The sequence below is a fragment of the Streptomyces nitrosporeus genome, from assembly GCF_008704555.1.
Lineage (GTDB): Bacteria > Actinomycetota > Actinomycetes > Streptomycetales > Streptomycetaceae > Streptomyces > Streptomyces nitrosporeus.
Genome location: NZ_CP023702.1, coordinates 7,502,322 through 7,516,873 on the forward strand (window position 1 = coordinate 7,502,322; position 14,552 = coordinate 7,516,873).

At 72.1% G+C, this 14,552-nt stretch carries 14 protein-coding genes; 10 read left to right on the top strand and 4 right to left on the bottom strand.

What is annotated here, in order from left to right:
• Nucleotides 1-101: 101 nt before the first annotated feature.
• From CP967_RS33420 to CP967_RS33445, 6 genes are all read left to right on the top strand, one after another.
• Complete coding sequence (locus CP967_RS33420; RefSeq protein ID WP_150491559.1) at nt 102-959, top strand: ABC transporter ATP-binding protein; 858 nt, start codon at nt 102-104, stop codon at nt 957-959.
• Complete coding sequence (locus CP967_RS33425; RefSeq protein ID WP_150491560.1) at nt 956-1,945, top strand: ABC transporter substrate-binding protein; 990 nt, start codon at nt 956-958, stop codon at nt 1,943-1,945. Before CP967_RS33420 ends, CP967_RS33425 begins: the two co-directional genes overlap by 4 nt.
• Nucleotides 1,946-1,949: 4 nt before the next feature.
• On the top strand, nt 1,950-4,019 hold the full coding sequence (locus CP967_RS33430) for an iron ABC transporter permease (protein WP_150491561.1): 2,070 nt from the start codon (nt 1,950-1,952) through the stop codon (nt 4,017-4,019).
• 280 nt (nt 4,020-4,299) lie between these two features.
• The gene (locus tag CP967_RS33435; RefSeq protein ID WP_150491562.1) at nt 4,300-5,418 is read left to right on the top strand and encodes an AI-2E family transporter; all 1,119 of its coding nucleotides are present in this window, start codon (nt 4,300-4,302) and stop codon (nt 5,416-5,418) included.
• Nucleotides 5,419-5,535: 117 nt separating this feature from the next.
• Nucleotides 5,536-6,156 (top strand): hypothetical protein, encoded by a 621-nt coding sequence (locus CP967_RS33440; protein WP_150491563.1) that lies wholly within the window; start codon nt 5,536-5,538, stop codon nt 6,154-6,156.
• 113 nt (nt 6,157-6,269) lie between these two features.
• Nucleotides 6,270-6,719: a spore-associated protein gene (locus tag CP967_RS33445; protein WP_150491564.1), complete on the top strand. Its 450-nt coding sequence runs from the start codon at nt 6,270-6,272 to the stop codon at nt 6,717-6,719.
• A gap of 99 nt (nt 6,720-6,818) precedes the next feature.
• Here the strand turns inward: CP967_RS33445 and CP967_RS33450 are convergent, their stop codons facing one another.
• The 3 genes from CP967_RS33450 to CP967_RS33460 form a co-directional block, all read right to left on the bottom strand.
• Nucleotides 6,819-7,127, bottom strand: coding sequence for a Thoeris anti-defense Tad2 family protein (locus tag CP967_RS33450; RefSeq protein WP_150492168.1), 309 nt, complete (start codon nt 7,125-7,127; stop codon nt 6,819-6,821).
• Nucleotides 7,128-7,320: 193 nt separating this feature from the next.
• Nucleotides 7,321-7,989 carry a response regulator gene (locus CP967_RS33455; protein ID WP_150491565.1) on the bottom strand — a complete coding sequence of 223 codons (669 nt, stop codon included), beginning with the start codon at nt 7,987-7,989 and terminating at the stop codon, nt 7,321-7,323.
• The gene (locus tag CP967_RS33460) at nt 7,986-9,380 is read right to left on the bottom strand and encodes a sensor histidine kinase (protein ID WP_150491566.1); all 1,395 of its coding nucleotides are present in this window, start codon (nt 9,378-9,380) and stop codon (nt 7,986-7,988) included. The genes CP967_RS33455 and CP967_RS33460 overlap by 4 nt, the downstream gene beginning before the upstream one ends.
• Nucleotides 9,381-9,522: 142 nt before the next feature.
• Between CP967_RS33460 and CP967_RS33465 the strand changes: the two genes are divergently transcribed.
• On the top strand, nt 9,523-10,218 hold the full coding sequence (locus CP967_RS33465) for a phosphatase PAP2 family protein (protein ID WP_208838889.1): 696 nt from the start codon (nt 9,523-9,525) through the stop codon (nt 10,216-10,218).
• 869 nt (nt 10,219-11,087) lie between these two features.
• On the opposite strand, the gene CP967_RS34245 is transcribed toward CP967_RS33465, so the two are convergent.
• Entirely contained in the window at nt 11,088-11,258 is a 171-nt protein-coding gene (locus tag CP967_RS34245) for a hypothetical protein (RefSeq protein ID WP_167535486.1), read from the bottom strand.
• Nucleotides 11,259-11,474: 216 nt separating this feature from the next.
• Between CP967_RS34245 and CP967_RS33470 the strand changes: the two genes are divergently transcribed.
• The 3 genes from CP967_RS33470 to CP967_RS33480 all read left to right on the top strand — a co-directional run bounded on the left by CP967_RS33470 (nt 11,475) and on the right by CP967_RS33480 (nt 14,493).
• Nucleotides 11,475-12,158, top strand: coding sequence for a hypothetical protein (locus tag CP967_RS33470; RefSeq protein ID WP_150491567.1), 684 nt, complete (start codon nt 11,475-11,477; stop codon nt 12,156-12,158).
• Between the two features lie 587 nt (nt 12,159-12,745).
• Nucleotides 12,746-14,179, top strand: a complete 1,434-nt coding sequence (locus CP967_RS33475) for a PrsW family glutamic-type intramembrane protease (RefSeq protein WP_167535487.1) — start codon at nt 12,746-12,748, stop codon at nt 14,177-14,179.
• Complete coding sequence (locus tag CP967_RS33480) at nt 14,176-14,493, top strand: hypothetical protein (RefSeq protein WP_150491569.1); 318 nt, start codon at nt 14,176-14,178, stop codon at nt 14,491-14,493. Before CP967_RS33475 ends, CP967_RS33480 begins: the two co-directional genes overlap by 4 nt.
• Nucleotides 14,494-14,552: the final 59 nt, after the last annotated feature.

The following is a 14,552-nucleotide window of genomic DNA, read 5'->3' on the forward strand; positions in this document are numbered from 1 at the left end:
CCGGGGCGGATCGGCCGTATACCAGCCCTCATCCCCGGCGTACGCGAATTTCAGACACCCCCCGGTTCCCAGCTCCATAAGGTTAGGCTAACCTTCGTCATGTGAGATCTGCTGAAGAGAGTCCCGGCAATCCGAGGCGCGGCCACACCCTGTCGGCCGCGGGCGTGACCGTCGCGTACGACGGAACGGACGTCGTGCACGACGCCGGCCTGACGCTGCGCCCCGGCCGGGTCACCGCGCTCGTCGGGCCCAACGGCAGCGGCAAATCGACCCTCCTGCGCACCCTGGCCCGACTGCAGCGGGCCAGGACGGCCACGCTCACCATCGACACCGACACCGACGGCCTGGCCCTGACCGCCCGTGAGTTCGCCGGCCGGGTGGCGCTGCTGACCCAGAGCCGCCCCACCCCCGGCGGGCTGACCGTACGGGACGTCGTGGAGTTCGGCCGCTACCCCTACCGCGGGCGCTGGGGCAGGCAGGACCCCGGCGGCCGGGCCGCCGTCGACCGCGCCCTGGCGATGACGGGTGTCGAGGACCTCGCCGACCGGGGCGCCGAGCACCTCTCCGGCGGGCAGCTCCAGCGCGTGTGGCTGGCGGGCTGCCTCGCACAGGAGACCGGCGTCCTCCTCCTCGACGAGCCGACGACCTACCTCGACCTCCGGTACCAGGTCGAACTCCTCGACCTCATCCGCGACCTGACGGACGACCACGGCATCGCCGTCGGCGTCGTCCTGCACGACCTCGACCAGGCGGCGGCCGTCGCCGACCGGATCGTCCTGCTCCACGCGGGACGTGTCATCGCCGACGGCACGCCGCAGGAGGTCCTCACCCCCGAACGCCTCACCGACACGTACGGCATCCGCATCGACGTCGATACGGACCCCCTCACCGGCCGGCTGCGCACCCGCGCCGTGGGCCGGCACCACACCCGGAGCGAAAGGCTCAGCACCACCCCATGAGACGCCTCCTTCTCGCCGCGGCGGCGACCGCCGCGGCCCTCACCCTCACGGCCTGCGGAACCACCGAACCCGCCGCCACCGACTCCGCCGCCGGTTCCGCGAAGGACGCCGGCCCGATCACCCTGACCGACGCGTCCGGCACCGAGGTGAAGCTCGACAAGCCCGCCACCAAGGTCGTCGGGACCGAGTGGAACGTCGTCGAGAGCCTGGTCTCCCTCGGCGTCGACCCCGCGGGCGTCGCCGACGTCAAGGGCTACACGACGTGGGTCAAGGCCGCCCCGCTGAAGAACGACCCCAAGGACATAGGCACCCGCGGCGAGCCGAGCATGGACACCGTCGCCTCGCTCTCGCCCGACCTGATCGTCACCACCGACGACCTGCCCGAGGCGGCCGTGAAGCAGTTGCGTGAGGTCGCCCCGGTCCTCCAGGTCACCTCCGCGGACTCCTCGGACCAGATCGGGCAGATGTTCGAGACTGTGGACCTCATCGCCGAGGCCACCGGCACCGAGGACCGGGCCGCGGAGCTCAGGAAGCAGTTCGACGCGAAGACGGCCGAAGGCAAGAAGGCCCTCGCCGACGCGGGCCTGGCCGGCGCGGACATCGCCTTCGCCGACGGCTACGTGACCTCCAACCAGGTCTCCGTCCGCCCCTACACCAGCGGTTCCCTCATCGGAGCCGTCAACGAGGAGCTGGGCCTGAAGAACGCCTGGACCCTCGAGGGCGACAAGGCGTACGGCCTCGCCGCGACCGACGTCGAGGGCCTCACCGCTCTCGGTGACGGTGTCCACTTCGCCTACATCGGCAACGACGGGGACAAGAACAGCAACCCCTTCAGCGGCGTGCTGACCGGGAACTCCGTATGGAAGTCCCTGCCGTTCGTCAAGGCCGGCGACGTCCACCGGCTGGACGACGGCATCTGGATGTTCGGCGGCCCCGCGTCGATGGAGGCGTACACCGACTCCCTCGTGGAAGCGCTGACGAAGTAACCCGATGGCCGTCACCGCAGACAGCACCACCGCCCCCCGTCCAGCGGCTCTCACGTCCCGGACGGGGGCGGCGGCGGTGACGACCGCGCTCCTGGTCCTGGTCGCCGCCCTCGCACTCCTCGACATCACCCAGGGCACCGCCTCCGTCGGGGCCGGAGAGGTGTGGAAGGCACTCACCGGCCGGGCCGACGCCGCCGACGCCTCCGTCGTCGTCGCCTCACGCCTGCCCCGCATGACCGCCGGACTCCTCGTCGGAGCCGTGCTCGGCATGGCCGGCGCCGCCCTCCAGACGGTCAGCCGCAACGTCCTCGCCTCGCCCGACACCCTCGCGGTCAACGCCGGTTCCTACCTCGCCCTCGGCGCGGTCGCCGTCACCGGCACCTCGCTCCCGATCCTGGCCTCCTCCGGCGTCGCCTTCGTGGGCGGGCTCGCCGCGGCGGCCGTCGTACTCGGACTCTCCGGGCTCGGGACCGGCACCGTCCGGCTCGTCCTCGCCGGCAGCGCGCTCGCCCTCGGACTCGGTTCCGTCACCGAGGGGATGCTCCTGCTGTTCCCCGAACAGACCGAGGGCCTCTACCGGTGGAACCAGGGCAGCATCGGCCAGAACGGCTTCGACGGCGTGGTGCAGATGGCCCCCGTCGCCCTCGCCGGCCTCGTCGGACTGCTGCTGGCCGGCCGTCGCGTCGACGCGCTCTCCCTCGGCGACGACGCCGCACGCGGACTCGGCGTCCCGGTACGCTCCACCCGCGTCACGGTCGTCGTCCTCGCGGCACTGCTCTCCGCCTCGGCCGTCACCCTCGCCGGCCCGATCGGCTTCGTCGGCCTGTGCGCCCCCGCGCTCGTACGCCCCCTCGCCCGCCGCTTCCGCGCCTTCGCCCGGAACCGCGCGCACGTACCCGTCGCCGGCCTCGCCGGAGCCGCGCTGGTCCTCGGATCCGACGTGGCCCTGAGGGCCCTGGTCAGCGCGGACTCGGCGGTCCGGGTGCCCACCGGTGTCGTCACCAGCCTCGTCGGCGCGGTGTTCCTGGTCGTGATGGCGGTCCGGGCCAAGGACACCTCCGAGGCCGCGGCACCGGACCGGCTGCGCATCCGCAGCCGGAAGGTCTTCGTCAGCACCCTGTCCGTCCTGGTCCTCGCCCTCGTCGGCGTGACGGTCGCCTCCGTCCTGCTGGGCGACAGCAAGCTGCTGCTCGGCGACGTCGCCAACTGGGCCCAGGGCACGGCCGGCCGGACCGTGACCTTCGTCCTGGACACCCGCGTCCCCCGGGTCCTCGCGGCACTCCTCGCGGGCGCCGCACTCGCCCTGGCGGGCACGCTCGTCCAGGCGGTGACCCGCAACCCGCTCGCGGAACCCGGCGTCCTCGGCGTCTCCGGAGGCGCCGCGCTCGGGGCGGTGCTCCTGGTGACCACGGTCCCGGCCGCCGGAGCCTGGGGAGTGGCGGGCGCGGCCTTCGCGGGCGCGGCCGTCACCGCCGTACTCGTCTTCGGACTCGCCGCGCGCGGAGGGTTCCCGCGAAACCGCCTGGTCCTCGTCGGCATTGGCTTCCAGGCCGGCACGACCGCCCTGATCAGCCTGCTCATCGTGCTGACCGACCCGTTCAACGCGACGAAGGCGCTCACCTGGCTGTCCGGCTCGACCTACGGCCGCACCATGCCCGATGTGCTCCCCCTCCTGGCCGTCCTCGTGGCCGGCTGCGCCGTGGCGGCCGTACGGCGCACGGAACTCGACCTGGTCGCACTCGACGAGGACACCCCGCGGCTCCTGGGCATGCGACTGGCCCCCGGACGGCTCGCCCTGCTGACGCTGAGCGTGCTGCTCAGCGCCACCGCCGTCGCCGCGGCCGGGACGATCGGCTTCGTCGGGCTCGTGGCACCCCACGCCGCCCGCGCCCTGGTGGGCCGGCGGCACGTACGTGTGGTCCCGGTCGCCGTCCTCCTGGGCGCGTTGCTCGTGTGCACCGCGGACCTGCTCGGCCGCACGGTGATCGCACCGGCCCAGCTCGGCGCCGGGCTGATGACGGCGGTGATCGGGACCCCGTACTTCCTCTACCTGCTGGTGCGCAGCCGCCGTTGACGCCCGGGGCGCACCGCCCGTACCCCGGTACGGCCCCGGACGGCAGCGCGCTCCCGCCTCCCCCGGGCAGGCGGAGCCTCCGGACGGCGGGGCCTTCCGCCCGTGCCGGGGCGGGGTGCCCGTGTCGGGACGGGAGCGCCCCGGTACGGGCACCCCGGCGCCCGAGCGCCGAACGCCGTTGCCCTCGCCGGGGCTTGCGTCCGGGGCGGGGGCCGGCCGGAGGACCCCGTACGGCGGGGGCGGGCCCCGGGCCGTGCCGCGCGCGCCATAAGGTGACCGCATGTCTGCCAGGTTGAGTTCCATCAAGACCCGCACAGCGCTCCGGTCGTCGGCGCGCGTCTCCGCCGATCTGCTGCTGGTCCTCGTGGCGGCCGCGGTGACCCTGTGGGTCCTGGGCCGCATGTGGTCGGTGGTCTGGCCCTTGATGGTCGGCCTGTTCCTCACCACTCTGACCTGGCCCCTGGCACGCTTCCTGCGCCGGCACGGCTGGGCCCCGGCGCTCGCCGCCTCGACCGTGACCGTACTGGCCCTGGCGGTCGGCGGAGGCATCGTGGCGCTGATCGCCGTTCCCGTGGCGTCACAGTCGGGTGAACTGACGGACGGTGTGGTCGAAGGCATCCAGCGACTCCGCGAATGGGCCGCGGGCCCCCCGCTGAACATCGGCGACGCCCAGATCACCGAAGCCCTCGACTCCGCGATCGCCCGCATCCAGGACAGCCTGGGCACCACGGTCTCCGCCGTGGCCACCGGCGTGGGCACGGTCGTCAACGGAGTGGTCACCGCGGTCCTGGCCGTCTTCCTGATGTTCTTCTTCCTCAAGGACGGCCCCCGGTTCCTCCCCTGGCTCCGCCGCCAACTGCCCGGCCGGCTCGCCACGGACATCCCCGTCGTCGCCGAGCGCAGCTGGGACACCCTGGGCGCGTTCGTGCGCTCGCAGGCCCTCGTCGGGCTGCTCGACGCGGTCTTCATCGGGCTCGGCCTGTGGGTCCTCGGGGTGCCGCTCGTGCTCCCGCTGGCCGTACTGACCTTCGTGTCCGCCTTCGTGCCGATCATCGGCGCCCTGTTCGCCGGGTTCGTCGCGGTGCTCATCGCACTGGTGTCGAACGGGCTGACCGACGCACTGCTCGTGCTGGCGATCATCGTCGTCGTCCAGCAGCTGGAGGGCAACGTCTTCCAGCCCATGATCCAGAGCCGCGGTCTCGGCCTGCATGCGGCGGTGATCCTGCTGGCCGTCACTCTGGGCGGCAGCCTGGCCGGCATCGTGGGGAGCCTGCTGGCCGTGCCGGTGGCCGCGCTGATCGCCGTCCTCTGGAACTACGTACGCGAACAGCTCGGCGAGCCGTCCCAGGAGCCCGGTGCCGGTGCGCAGCCGCCCGGCGGCACGGTCACCCCGGCCTGAGAGCTCCGGCCCCCCGCCCGCCGGCTGCCCGGCCGAGCCGTGGCGGACGGCAGTGACCTGCCAGGCCCCGGATCGTTGGACCGGTGAGCGGTACAGGACCGGAGGACGGGCGCCCCGATGACGACAGTTCGGCAGAAGCACACCCGCCGGGGTGCGCTGAGTGTCTGCGCCGCAGTGGTGCTCGCCGTCACCGCGGGCGGCTGCGGAAACGGCGGTGACGACGCGAAACCGTCCGCGGCCGTCCGCACGGCGCCCCCGGCCGTGGAGCCGGGGACGCCGCCCACGGCCTCGCGGTCTCCCGCGGACCCTGACCCGGACTCGGAGGCCGAGACGGAGGTGCTGAGGGTCTACTCCGCCATGTCGGCGGAGCGGATGAAGGCGTACCGGACGGCCTCGGCGCGCGGAACCGACCTCGCCGAGTACGCGGCCCCCGGTGTCCTGTCGGCCTTCTCGGCAGAGCTGGCCCGTATGCGGAAGGACCGCACGGTGATCCGCGGCGACCTCGGTCACCGGCCGCGGGTGACCCGCCTCGACACCGGCGCGCCGCTGCCCACCGCGAGGGTCGAGGACTGCGTGGACCAGTCGGAGCGGAGGGTCCTGGACACCCTGACCGGCTGGCCGATGCCGCTGCCCACGGACCAGCCGTCGCGGTACCGCGTCGAGGCGACGGTGGAACGCGGGGACAGCGGGCGATGGAAGGTGACCGGCTACGACCCGGACCTCTCACAACCGTGCTGACGTGGGCGCCCGCACCGTCCCTCGTTTCCCCGGGAAGCCGACACAACCATCCATGTCGCTCAAGGGTCACATCAAGTGGGAGCAAACAGCTCTCGGACACACAAGGGGGAAAAATGGGAAGCATGCGTAGCCTCGCGGCCGCCGGAGCGCTGACCGCGCTGGTGGTGGGGACCACGACCGCCTTCGGCGCAAGCGCCTCCGCCGCGCCCAACGTCACACCGCAGGGCGTCTGCGGCAGCTCCTACAAGACGGTGAACTCGGCGCCCATCGGCTCGCTGGGCACGGTCTACCTGACGTACAACTCCTCGAACGGCAGGAACTGCGTCGCGACCATCCGCACCAACCCGGGCACGGCCAAGGCCATGTCCGTGTACCTCTACGTCCCCGACACCGACGAGTGGGCCGGCGACTCCGGGAACTACACCTCCTACGCGGGCCCGGGATACGTCTACGGCAAGAACCACTGCGTGAGCTGGGGCGGCAGCATCGACAACGTGTACGTGTCGGTGGACAACTCCAACTGCGCCGCCTTCAAGGAGCGCCGGACCACCGAAGTCCGCTGACGCGGGCGGCTTCGCCGTGACCGTGGCGGGCGGCACTCCGCGGCCGTCCGCCACGGCACACCTCACGTCCCCGGGCCCGTGGCCTCCGGGCCAGGCCGTTCAGGGCGAGGCGGAGGGACGGGCCGGTGCCCCTGAAGAAGCGGCGGGCCCGCCCTTCGCCCCGGACACGCCCACATACCAGTCGTCGGCCTCGGTCATGCCGTCCATGCTCGGCTGGTACGCCTTGACGACATCGTCCGCATCCTTGAAATACACGGTGGCGCACAGGCGGTAGCGATGACCGTCCGGAGCCTGCACCACCGCCTCCGGCGCGATCCATACGAACTTCCCCCGCTCGTTCCACTTACGGCGGGCGAACGTCAAAGTGGGGTCCGCCGCACCGCGCGTCAGCACGTCGGACCAGCTCATGTCTGTCACGCCACCACCATAGGACTCCGTACTCCGCGTGAACCAGGGGTGGTTGACGAGGCAGGGCGCAACTGGTAACAGGGTGCACGGTCCTGGGGAACTCCCCGCAGCCCGCAGCCGGAAGGAACGGTCCGCCGGACGGGACAGGCGACCACCTCCGGAACAGGGGACGGCCCGCCGGCGGGGCGCCGGGTCAGGCTTCCCCCGCGTGGACCGCCACGAGCGCGGCCTCGACCCGGTTGCGGGCACCGGTGGTCCGCAGGATCGAGGAGATGTGCACCTTGACGGTGCCCTCCGCCAGCACGAGCCGCCCGGCGATCTCCGTGTTGGTCAGGCCCTGGCCGACAAGGCGCAGCACCTCCCGCTCGCGCGGGGTGAGGCGGTCGAACCGCGCGCGGGCGTCGTGAGCCCGGCCGGATTCGCCCACCCGGCGGCCGGTGAGGAGACGGCGGGCCACGGACGGGGAGAAGAAGGCCCCGCCACCGGCCACGGCGTGCACGCCCAGCAGCAGTTCGTGCGGGGAACCGGACTTCAGGACGAAACCGTCGGCCCCGAGCCGTAGCGCCTCGGCCACGTAGTCGTCCTCGCCGAACGTCGTGACGAACAGACAGGGGAGCGGCGGTCCGGCGCGGCGGAGTTCGCGCAGGACCTCCAGTCCGGAGAGACCCGGCATACGGATGTCGAGGACCACGGCGTCCGGACGGCACGCCCGTGCGGCGGCGAGCGCCTCATGGCCCGTGCCGGCCTCGCCGATGACGTCGATGGCGGGGTCGGTGCCCAGGATGCCGACGATCCCGGCCCGTACCAGGGGCTCGTCGTCGGCGACCAGCACACGTACCCGCGCGGGCAGGGGCTCTTTCAAGGGTTCTCCGGGGACACGTACCGGGCCGACACGACCAGGCCGGCGGTGTAGCAGATGCGGTAGGCGTCCCCGGAGGCGTCGTCGAAGGGGTCCGCGGTGACGGCGTAGTCATGGCAGTCCGTACCGGGGGCCGAGGCGGGCCGGGGCAGCACCTCGTGGGAGGGGAGCAGCCGGGCGGCCCGGGTCCGGGTGTCGCCGACGCGTATCAGGGCGAAGTCCTCGGAGGAGAGCAGCGCACGGCGGGTCTCGAAGGCGTCGAACGCCTCGACGGCGCCCAGGACGGCGACGGCCAGAACGGCGGTACCGGCGAGAATGGCACGGCCACGCCGCCGGGCGCCGGTCAGGACGGCGTCCTCGTGCCCTCCGTCGTCGGCCGGCGCCTCCCGTACGGCGGCGGCCGGGGGAGAGGCGGGGCCCTTGGGCGGGATACGGGCGCGCAGAGAGAACTCCCGGTCACCGGCCCGGGTCTCCAGCTCGCCCCCCTCGGCCCGCAGGCGGCGCGCGAGGGTGGACAGGCCCGTACCGGACAGTGTCCCGGCACGGTGACCGGTGACAGGGTTCCGCACGGTCACCTCCAGCGCCTCGCCGCAGGTGAACCCGATGCGCACAGCCTGCCCGGGGGCGTGCTTCACGGCGTTGGTCACCGCCTCCCGGAGCACACGCGTGAGGCTCTCCCGGTCGAAGGCCGACAGCTGCCCGGGAGACGGCATCCCGGTCACCTCGACCTCGACACCCGCCCGCCCGGCACGTTCCAGCAGGGCGTCCACGTCGTCGCAGTGCGGTACGCCGGGGGCGGCCCCGTCACGGAGGGAGGCGACGGAGGCGCCGAGGCGCTCGACGGCCTGCGACAGCTGACGCCGGGCGGTGGTCACCGTCTCGTGCGCGGTGGGCGGCAGCGCCGGATCGAGTTCGATCCTGCCGAGGTTCAGGGCGACCAGACTCAGCGCGTGACCCAGGTCGTCGTGCAGCGATTCCGCGAGTGCGAGCCGCTCACCGTCGCGCTCCTCCCGCAGAAGGGCGCTGCGTTCACGCCGCTTCTGGGCCAGTGCCTCGGTCGCCTGCCGTCGCACCTGGCGGCGCAGCCGCCAGGCGACCCCCGCCAGCCAGGGGATCCCCGTCCGCGCGAGGGCGAACACCATCTCGCGGACGGACTCCCGCCACTCCGGTCCTCCCGCCGCCACGAGGACCGTACTCAGCAGCACGGCCAGAAGAAGCGCCACGGCACCACGGCGTACCCCGGAGGGGCCGATCCCGACGGCGAACGCGACGACCGCGCCCAGCAGGGCCGCCCACGGCCCGGGCTCGCTCATCAGGAGCACCGAGGCGAGCGCGAGGACGGCCCCCGGTGCGACGAGGCGACGGCTCAGAGCCCGTCGGATGCGCTGGTCCATGCCGCCATTTTCGCAGGCGGCGGCGGTACGGGAGGCCGCCGGAAGTCGGAGATCTCCCGAGCGGCGCTACCACCGTGGTCATAGAGGACTCCGGACCACGGGCAGATCCGCACGGGCCCGCGCCTTTGTAGCGTCCGGTGCCATGACCATGAGAAACCCCCGGACGCCGGCCGCGCACGGCACCGTCCCTTCCCCGCGCCCCGGTGTCCTGCGTGCCACCACGGCAGTGATCGCCGTCCTCACGGCCCTGGCCCTGGCATCCTTCCCGGCGAGGGAAGCCCTCTACCTCGCGATCGCCCGGACCACCGAGGGGTCGCCCTTCGGTGAGGCGGCCGGCCTGGTCGCCGACAAGGGGCTGCTCCTCCTCGTCGCGGCCGCGGGCGGGACCGCCCTCCACACCTGGCTGCGTGACCGCCACGCGTTCCGGACCCTGGTCTGCGCCGGTGCCGGAGTCGTCGGCGCCTACCTGACCAGCGAACTGGTCAAGATCCTCGTCACCGAGCAGCGGCCGTGCCGGACCCTGTCCCTGGAGACCGTCCTCACGTGCCCCGCCCCCGGTGACTGGTCCTGGCCGTCCAACCACTCCGTCATCGCCGCGGCGTTCGCCACCGCGTGCCTCCTCGCCGTGCCCCGCACGGCATGGGCTGTCGTGCCCGTCGCCCTGATGATCGGGCTGTCGCGGGTGGCGGCGGGGGTGCACTACGTACACGACGTCGCCTCGGGCCTCGCTCTCGGCGCCCTGCTGGTGGCCCTCCTCACCCTCGTACTGAGGCCGCTCGCCGCCCGGCTGCCGTACCCCCTCGCCTCCTCAGCCGCGCCGGCCCACCGGAAAGGCTGAAGACGGGTCAGGGCCCCGGTGAAGCTCCCCGTTGACCTGGACACGTGGACACTGGGACGGATGGGTCTCGGGGGAAGTGGTTCACGCTGAGCAAGAGCAACCGCAGCAAGCGGGACACGGAGGAGTTCAAGTGTGACCCTGTCGGGTTGGCGCCGGCCTCCGACTTCCGCCTTGCGATGCACCGCGTCTGACGCCGCACGCCGATCCACCACGGATCACGGGACAGCCTTTAGCCGGCAGCGTAAGAAACGAGTGTCCGAGGTCAGGAGGAACTTCACGACGGCTGGATCAGCGACTCCGCGATCTCCCACAACCCGTCCGGAACAATCCGACTCCACGTACCGCCCCATGGCGAGCCCAGCGACCGAACTCCCCATAGGGCACGGTCTCAAGGTGTGGCGCCATCACCCGATCCGGTAAGAATTCAACAATGACGTGGTGCGTAACCCTTCATGCCTCGAAGCGTTCTACCAAGCAGACGTCATTGATGTGGTGCCGTGAAGGCCGGCCGGTGACTGTCACCCCAGCCTCACGGACTTCGAGGAGCACCGCTTGGCGGGGGTGACGGAGGGGCCCGAAGACAGGGGGAGGGCGGCGTGCGTGTCATCGGCATCAAGCTGGTCACCAACCGTCGGCGCCAGGACCAGGGGCAGCGCGCACGGCTGCCCAGTCTTTCAGGCGCCCTCTCGGTCGTCGGCGCCCTCCTGTTGCTTTCCTGTTCGGGGCGGAGCCCGGACGCAGGCTCGGGCCCTCCGCCGACATCGTCTTTGAAGGAGACCGGCGCGGCGGTCGAACAGGCCAAGGTCATGCACTGGTCAGGGTCGTGGCAATACGACGACTGGTTCCCGGAAGGGTCATCCGCCCTCGCGTCAGCGCACGTCACCGCCGACCTGCGTGCTATGGGCAGCGGTGATGTGTTCGGCACCGTGACCGCCGATGATCACAAGGCGCAGGTTGTGTCGGTCGCGGGCGCGGCAACGTTCGTCAAGGCCGATCGCGTGATGCTGCAGATGATGGGCGTCGAAGATCCCGAAGCGCATGCCGGCCGTTGGACCGAGATCCGTCGGCCGGCTGGTACCCGCCAGGTGCTCGGGCTGGATTTGGACTGGTTGGCCCCTTCTCCGCTCGCCTCGTCCCTAGCGTCCGCAGCTGAGGCCACCGGTGGGGCCGAGGGGGGCACCTCGCCGGTCCCCTCCTCCGCTGCGGAGCGATTCCCGCGGCCGGCCGGGGTACCCGCCGATGCCGCACCTGTCGCTGTGCTCGGGAGCGGGGGCACCCGGGCCGGCACCTACTGGGTCACGGCGTCCGCACCGCACCGGCTGCTCGGCTACTCCGGCTTCGACGTCCTGCACGACGGCGACGGCGAGCCCCACGAGTCCATGTTCGACCCTGTGGCGAAGCTGTCGGTGCGCACGGAGAACGCGGCCACGGCGCGCGGCACCTACGAGGCTATGCGCACGGCCGTCCGCTCCCTGCCGTCCGTCGTACCGATCAGCACCGAACCCGACCCGGAAGAGCTCTCGGAGACCGTCGACGAAGAGTGCGGGGCGCTGTGCCACACCGTCACCGTGACCGTCAGCCTGACGAATCGTATGCCGTACGAGTCCGTCACCGCCCGGTACGCACTCGCACTCAAGGCCCTCCTGCACAAGGACGAGGACGGTTACCGCTTGGGCAACCCCCGCTCCGTGGACATCGGTTCCTGCACCGTGCGGCTGCCCACCGCCAAGCCCGGTACCACCGTACGGGCTGTCTGCACGATGGGCGGCCCCGTGCTGCGGAAGGCGGTCCAGACGGCCAGTGACCAGCACGGATTCGTGCAGATGACCCTGCAGACCGAGGCGACCCGGCAGGTCGACGGCATCACCGGCCCCAGCCACGCGAAGGACCTCCTGCAGAAGCTCGACCTTCACGCCGGCCAGATCACCCGCACCGGCTGACCCGGCCGCACCAAGCAGTTCAGGGCGAACGAGAGCCGCGTGCCGGCTCCCGTTCGTCGATGCCGCCGGGAGAACCACCCATGAGCGGCGCCGTTCGAGGGAGGAATCATGGAATCCGCCGCACAGGAAGACGCGCCGGCCGCCGGCGCCGGAGGCCGGACAGCGGCGCATCGCACAGCACCCTGCGAGCCCGAACTCGGCCCCCGGCCCTATGCGCGTCTCATGACGGCCGTAGGGACGATCGGGGCCGCCGCCGCAGGCGTCGCCACCGTGCTCGGCCTGTCCGGCGTACCGGCGTTGCCGTTTCCCGTAGATGTGCCGATCCCGCCGGGGACGACGGATCTGCCGAACGGTCTGCCGAGCACGCTGCCCACCGGCTTCCCCACCCTCGCTCCCGAGGCACCGCCGGGGAACAGCCTGCCGACCTCCGTGCCGAGCTTTCCCCCCACGTTTCCCACCGTGCCCGATCTCCCCCGGACCGGCGGTGCGTCATGAGTGTGCCGTACGAAACCGTACCCCCGGTACCGGCCGAGCCTCCCGGCTACGCGTCCCGGCCCTGGCCTGCCGGCGTGATCACCGTGGTGCTCGTGCTGACTGGGATGTACCTGGTCGCCCAGGTGTTCGCCTGGGCAGCACCCGAGCCCGTCTCGCGCTCCGCCTTCGTGAAGCACTTCCTGCTGCCGGAGCCGGTGTCATTCCGGGTGACGCGGATCCTGCTCCCCGTCGGATGGGGCGTGGCAGCCCTCCTCGGCCTCGTGCTGCTGCGCACCCGCCGCAACGGCCCACGGGAAGCACAGCACGCAGCCGGCCCGCTGAAGGCGGGCGGTGCGCCGGGGGTGCCGAGCGCGCAGACCGTCCAGGCCTGCCTGTTGGGCATTCTCGGCGCACTGCTCGCGCCCTTCACGATCATGCCGCTGTCCGTCATGGCCGGCAATCTGCCGCAGATGCTGCTCTGCCTGCTCCCCACGCCGGCGGCGCTGCTCCTCGTCCACCGGGTCCAGCTCTACCGGCGGATGCCCGGATGGCTGCTGGTGTCCGGTTTCGGCTGGGGTGCGCTGATCGGCGGGGGTTTCGGTCTCGTCATGATCACGTGGATGCAGCGGTCCGTGCCGGGGTACTTCATGTCCGGCTCCTGGGAACGCCCCCTGGACGGAGCCCGCGAGCTCTACACCCTGTTTCCCCTGCACACAGCGGTCGTGACGGAGGTCGGCAAGGCCGCCGGCGTCGCCGTTCTCTTCCTGCTCTTCCGCCGCCACATCGACGGAATCGTCTCCGGGCTGGTCCTCGGCGCGGCCGTCGCACTGGGATACAACTTCACGGAAACCGCCTACTACCTGGACCTCGTCAACCCGGATCACCATTTCACCCAGCTCTGGGACCGGCAGGTGGTCGGCCTGTTCACCACGCACGTGGCGTTCACCGCCCTCGCGGGCGCCGGGATCGGCGCGGCACGCTGGCTGCCGTCGCGCCGGGACCGTCTGTTGACGTCCGGGGGCGGGCTGCTGGCGGCGGTGGGGGGCCACTTCGAGACAGATGTCGTGCTGATGCGTCTCGACGGGCACAGGGCCGACCGGTTCGCCGACGAGGCCCTCGGACTGCTGGTCGGCATCCCGGCGATGACGGTCATCGCTACGGGGGTGTTCGTCACGCTGTGTGTGCTGATCCTCCGCCGCGGTCTCAGGGCGCAGGCGGCCGGCCTGACCGACGCGCTGATCACCGAAGTCGCATCCGGCCGCGGCGCGGTCACTGAACCGGAGATCGGCCTGCTGCTCTCGCCGCGCCGGCGCCTTCTGCTGGAGTTGCGCGTGTGGCGCCGCGACGGCATGGCGGGGCGGCGCCACCTCGCGCGGCTCCAGCAGGCCCAGCTCGACCTTGCGACACAGCGCTGGCACCGCCGTCGTGCGGGCGCCGACTCCTTCATCCCGGAGGAGGAGCTCCTCCGGGGACGGGTCCTGGAGTTGAAGGGCACGTCAGGTTCCTCGCGTCCCCCCGCGCTACCCGAGCGGAAGGCTCTGTCATGACCGGCTCTCCTGCCGTGCGGCTGTTCACTCTGACCACCGCCACCACAGCGCTCGTCCTCGGCGCCACCTCACCTGCCTCGGCACAGTGCGCGGCCCCCACCTACCACGGCGGTATTCCCCTGTGGATCGGAGAGTGCCCCGAGACAGTGGCCGGTGGTGCGTCCGCTGTCGTATGGGCCGTGGTCATCGCGGTCGCAGTGCTCTGGATCGCCCGCGCGCTGAGCCGACCGGAGTCCCCCGAAGCCGGAGATCTCGAACTGATCGACCAGGTGTTCAGCCACGGGCAGCCGATCAAGTCCGAGGACGATCGGTGAACAGGCCCGCACCTCGCGCCGTGCTGCACGTCCTTACCGCCTTGCTCTCGGCGTTCGCG

What these genes read in the sequence shown, in the direction of transcription:
- CP967_RS34245 (WP_167535486.1), bottom strand. Translation starts at nt 11,258, where the DNA reads ATGCGCTTCGGGATCTTCGACGCCCATCATCTGCAGCATCACGCGATC.
- CP967_RS33435 (WP_150491562.1), top strand. Translation starts at nt 4,300, where the DNA reads ATGTCTGCCAGGTTGAGTTCCATCAAGACCCGCACAGCGCTCCGGTCG.
- CP967_RS33440 (WP_150491563.1), top strand. Translation starts at nt 5,536, where the DNA reads ATGACGACAGTTCGGCAGAAGCACACCCGCCGGGGTGCGCTGAGTGTC.
- CP967_RS33425 (WP_150491560.1), top strand. Translation starts at nt 956, where the DNA reads ATGAGACGCCTCCTTCTCGCCGCGGCGGCGACCGCCGCGGCCCTCACC.
- CP967_RS33445 (WP_150491564.1), top strand. Translation starts at nt 6,270, where the DNA reads ATGGGAAGCATGCGTAGCCTCGCGGCCGCCGGAGCGCTGACCGCGCTG.
- CP967_RS33480 (WP_150491569.1), top strand. Translation starts at nt 14,176, where the DNA reads ATGACCGGCTCTCCTGCCGTGCGGCTGTTCACTCTGACCACCGCCACC.
- CP967_RS33460 (WP_150491566.1), bottom strand. Translation starts at nt 9,380, where the DNA reads ATGGACCAGCGCATCCGACGGGCTCTGAGCCGTCGCCTCGTCGCACCG.
- CP967_RS33465 (WP_208838889.1), top strand. Translation starts at nt 9,523, where the DNA reads ATGACCATGAGAAACCCCCGGACGCCGGCCGCGCACGGCACCGTCCCT.
- CP967_RS33430 (WP_150491561.1), top strand. Translation starts at nt 1,950, where the DNA reads ATGGCCGTCACCGCAGACAGCACCACCGCCCCCCGTCCAGCGGCTCTC.
- CP967_RS33450 (WP_150492168.1), bottom strand. Translation starts at nt 7,127, where the DNA reads ATGAGCTGGTCCGACGTGCTGACGCGCGGTGCGGCGGACCCCACTTTG.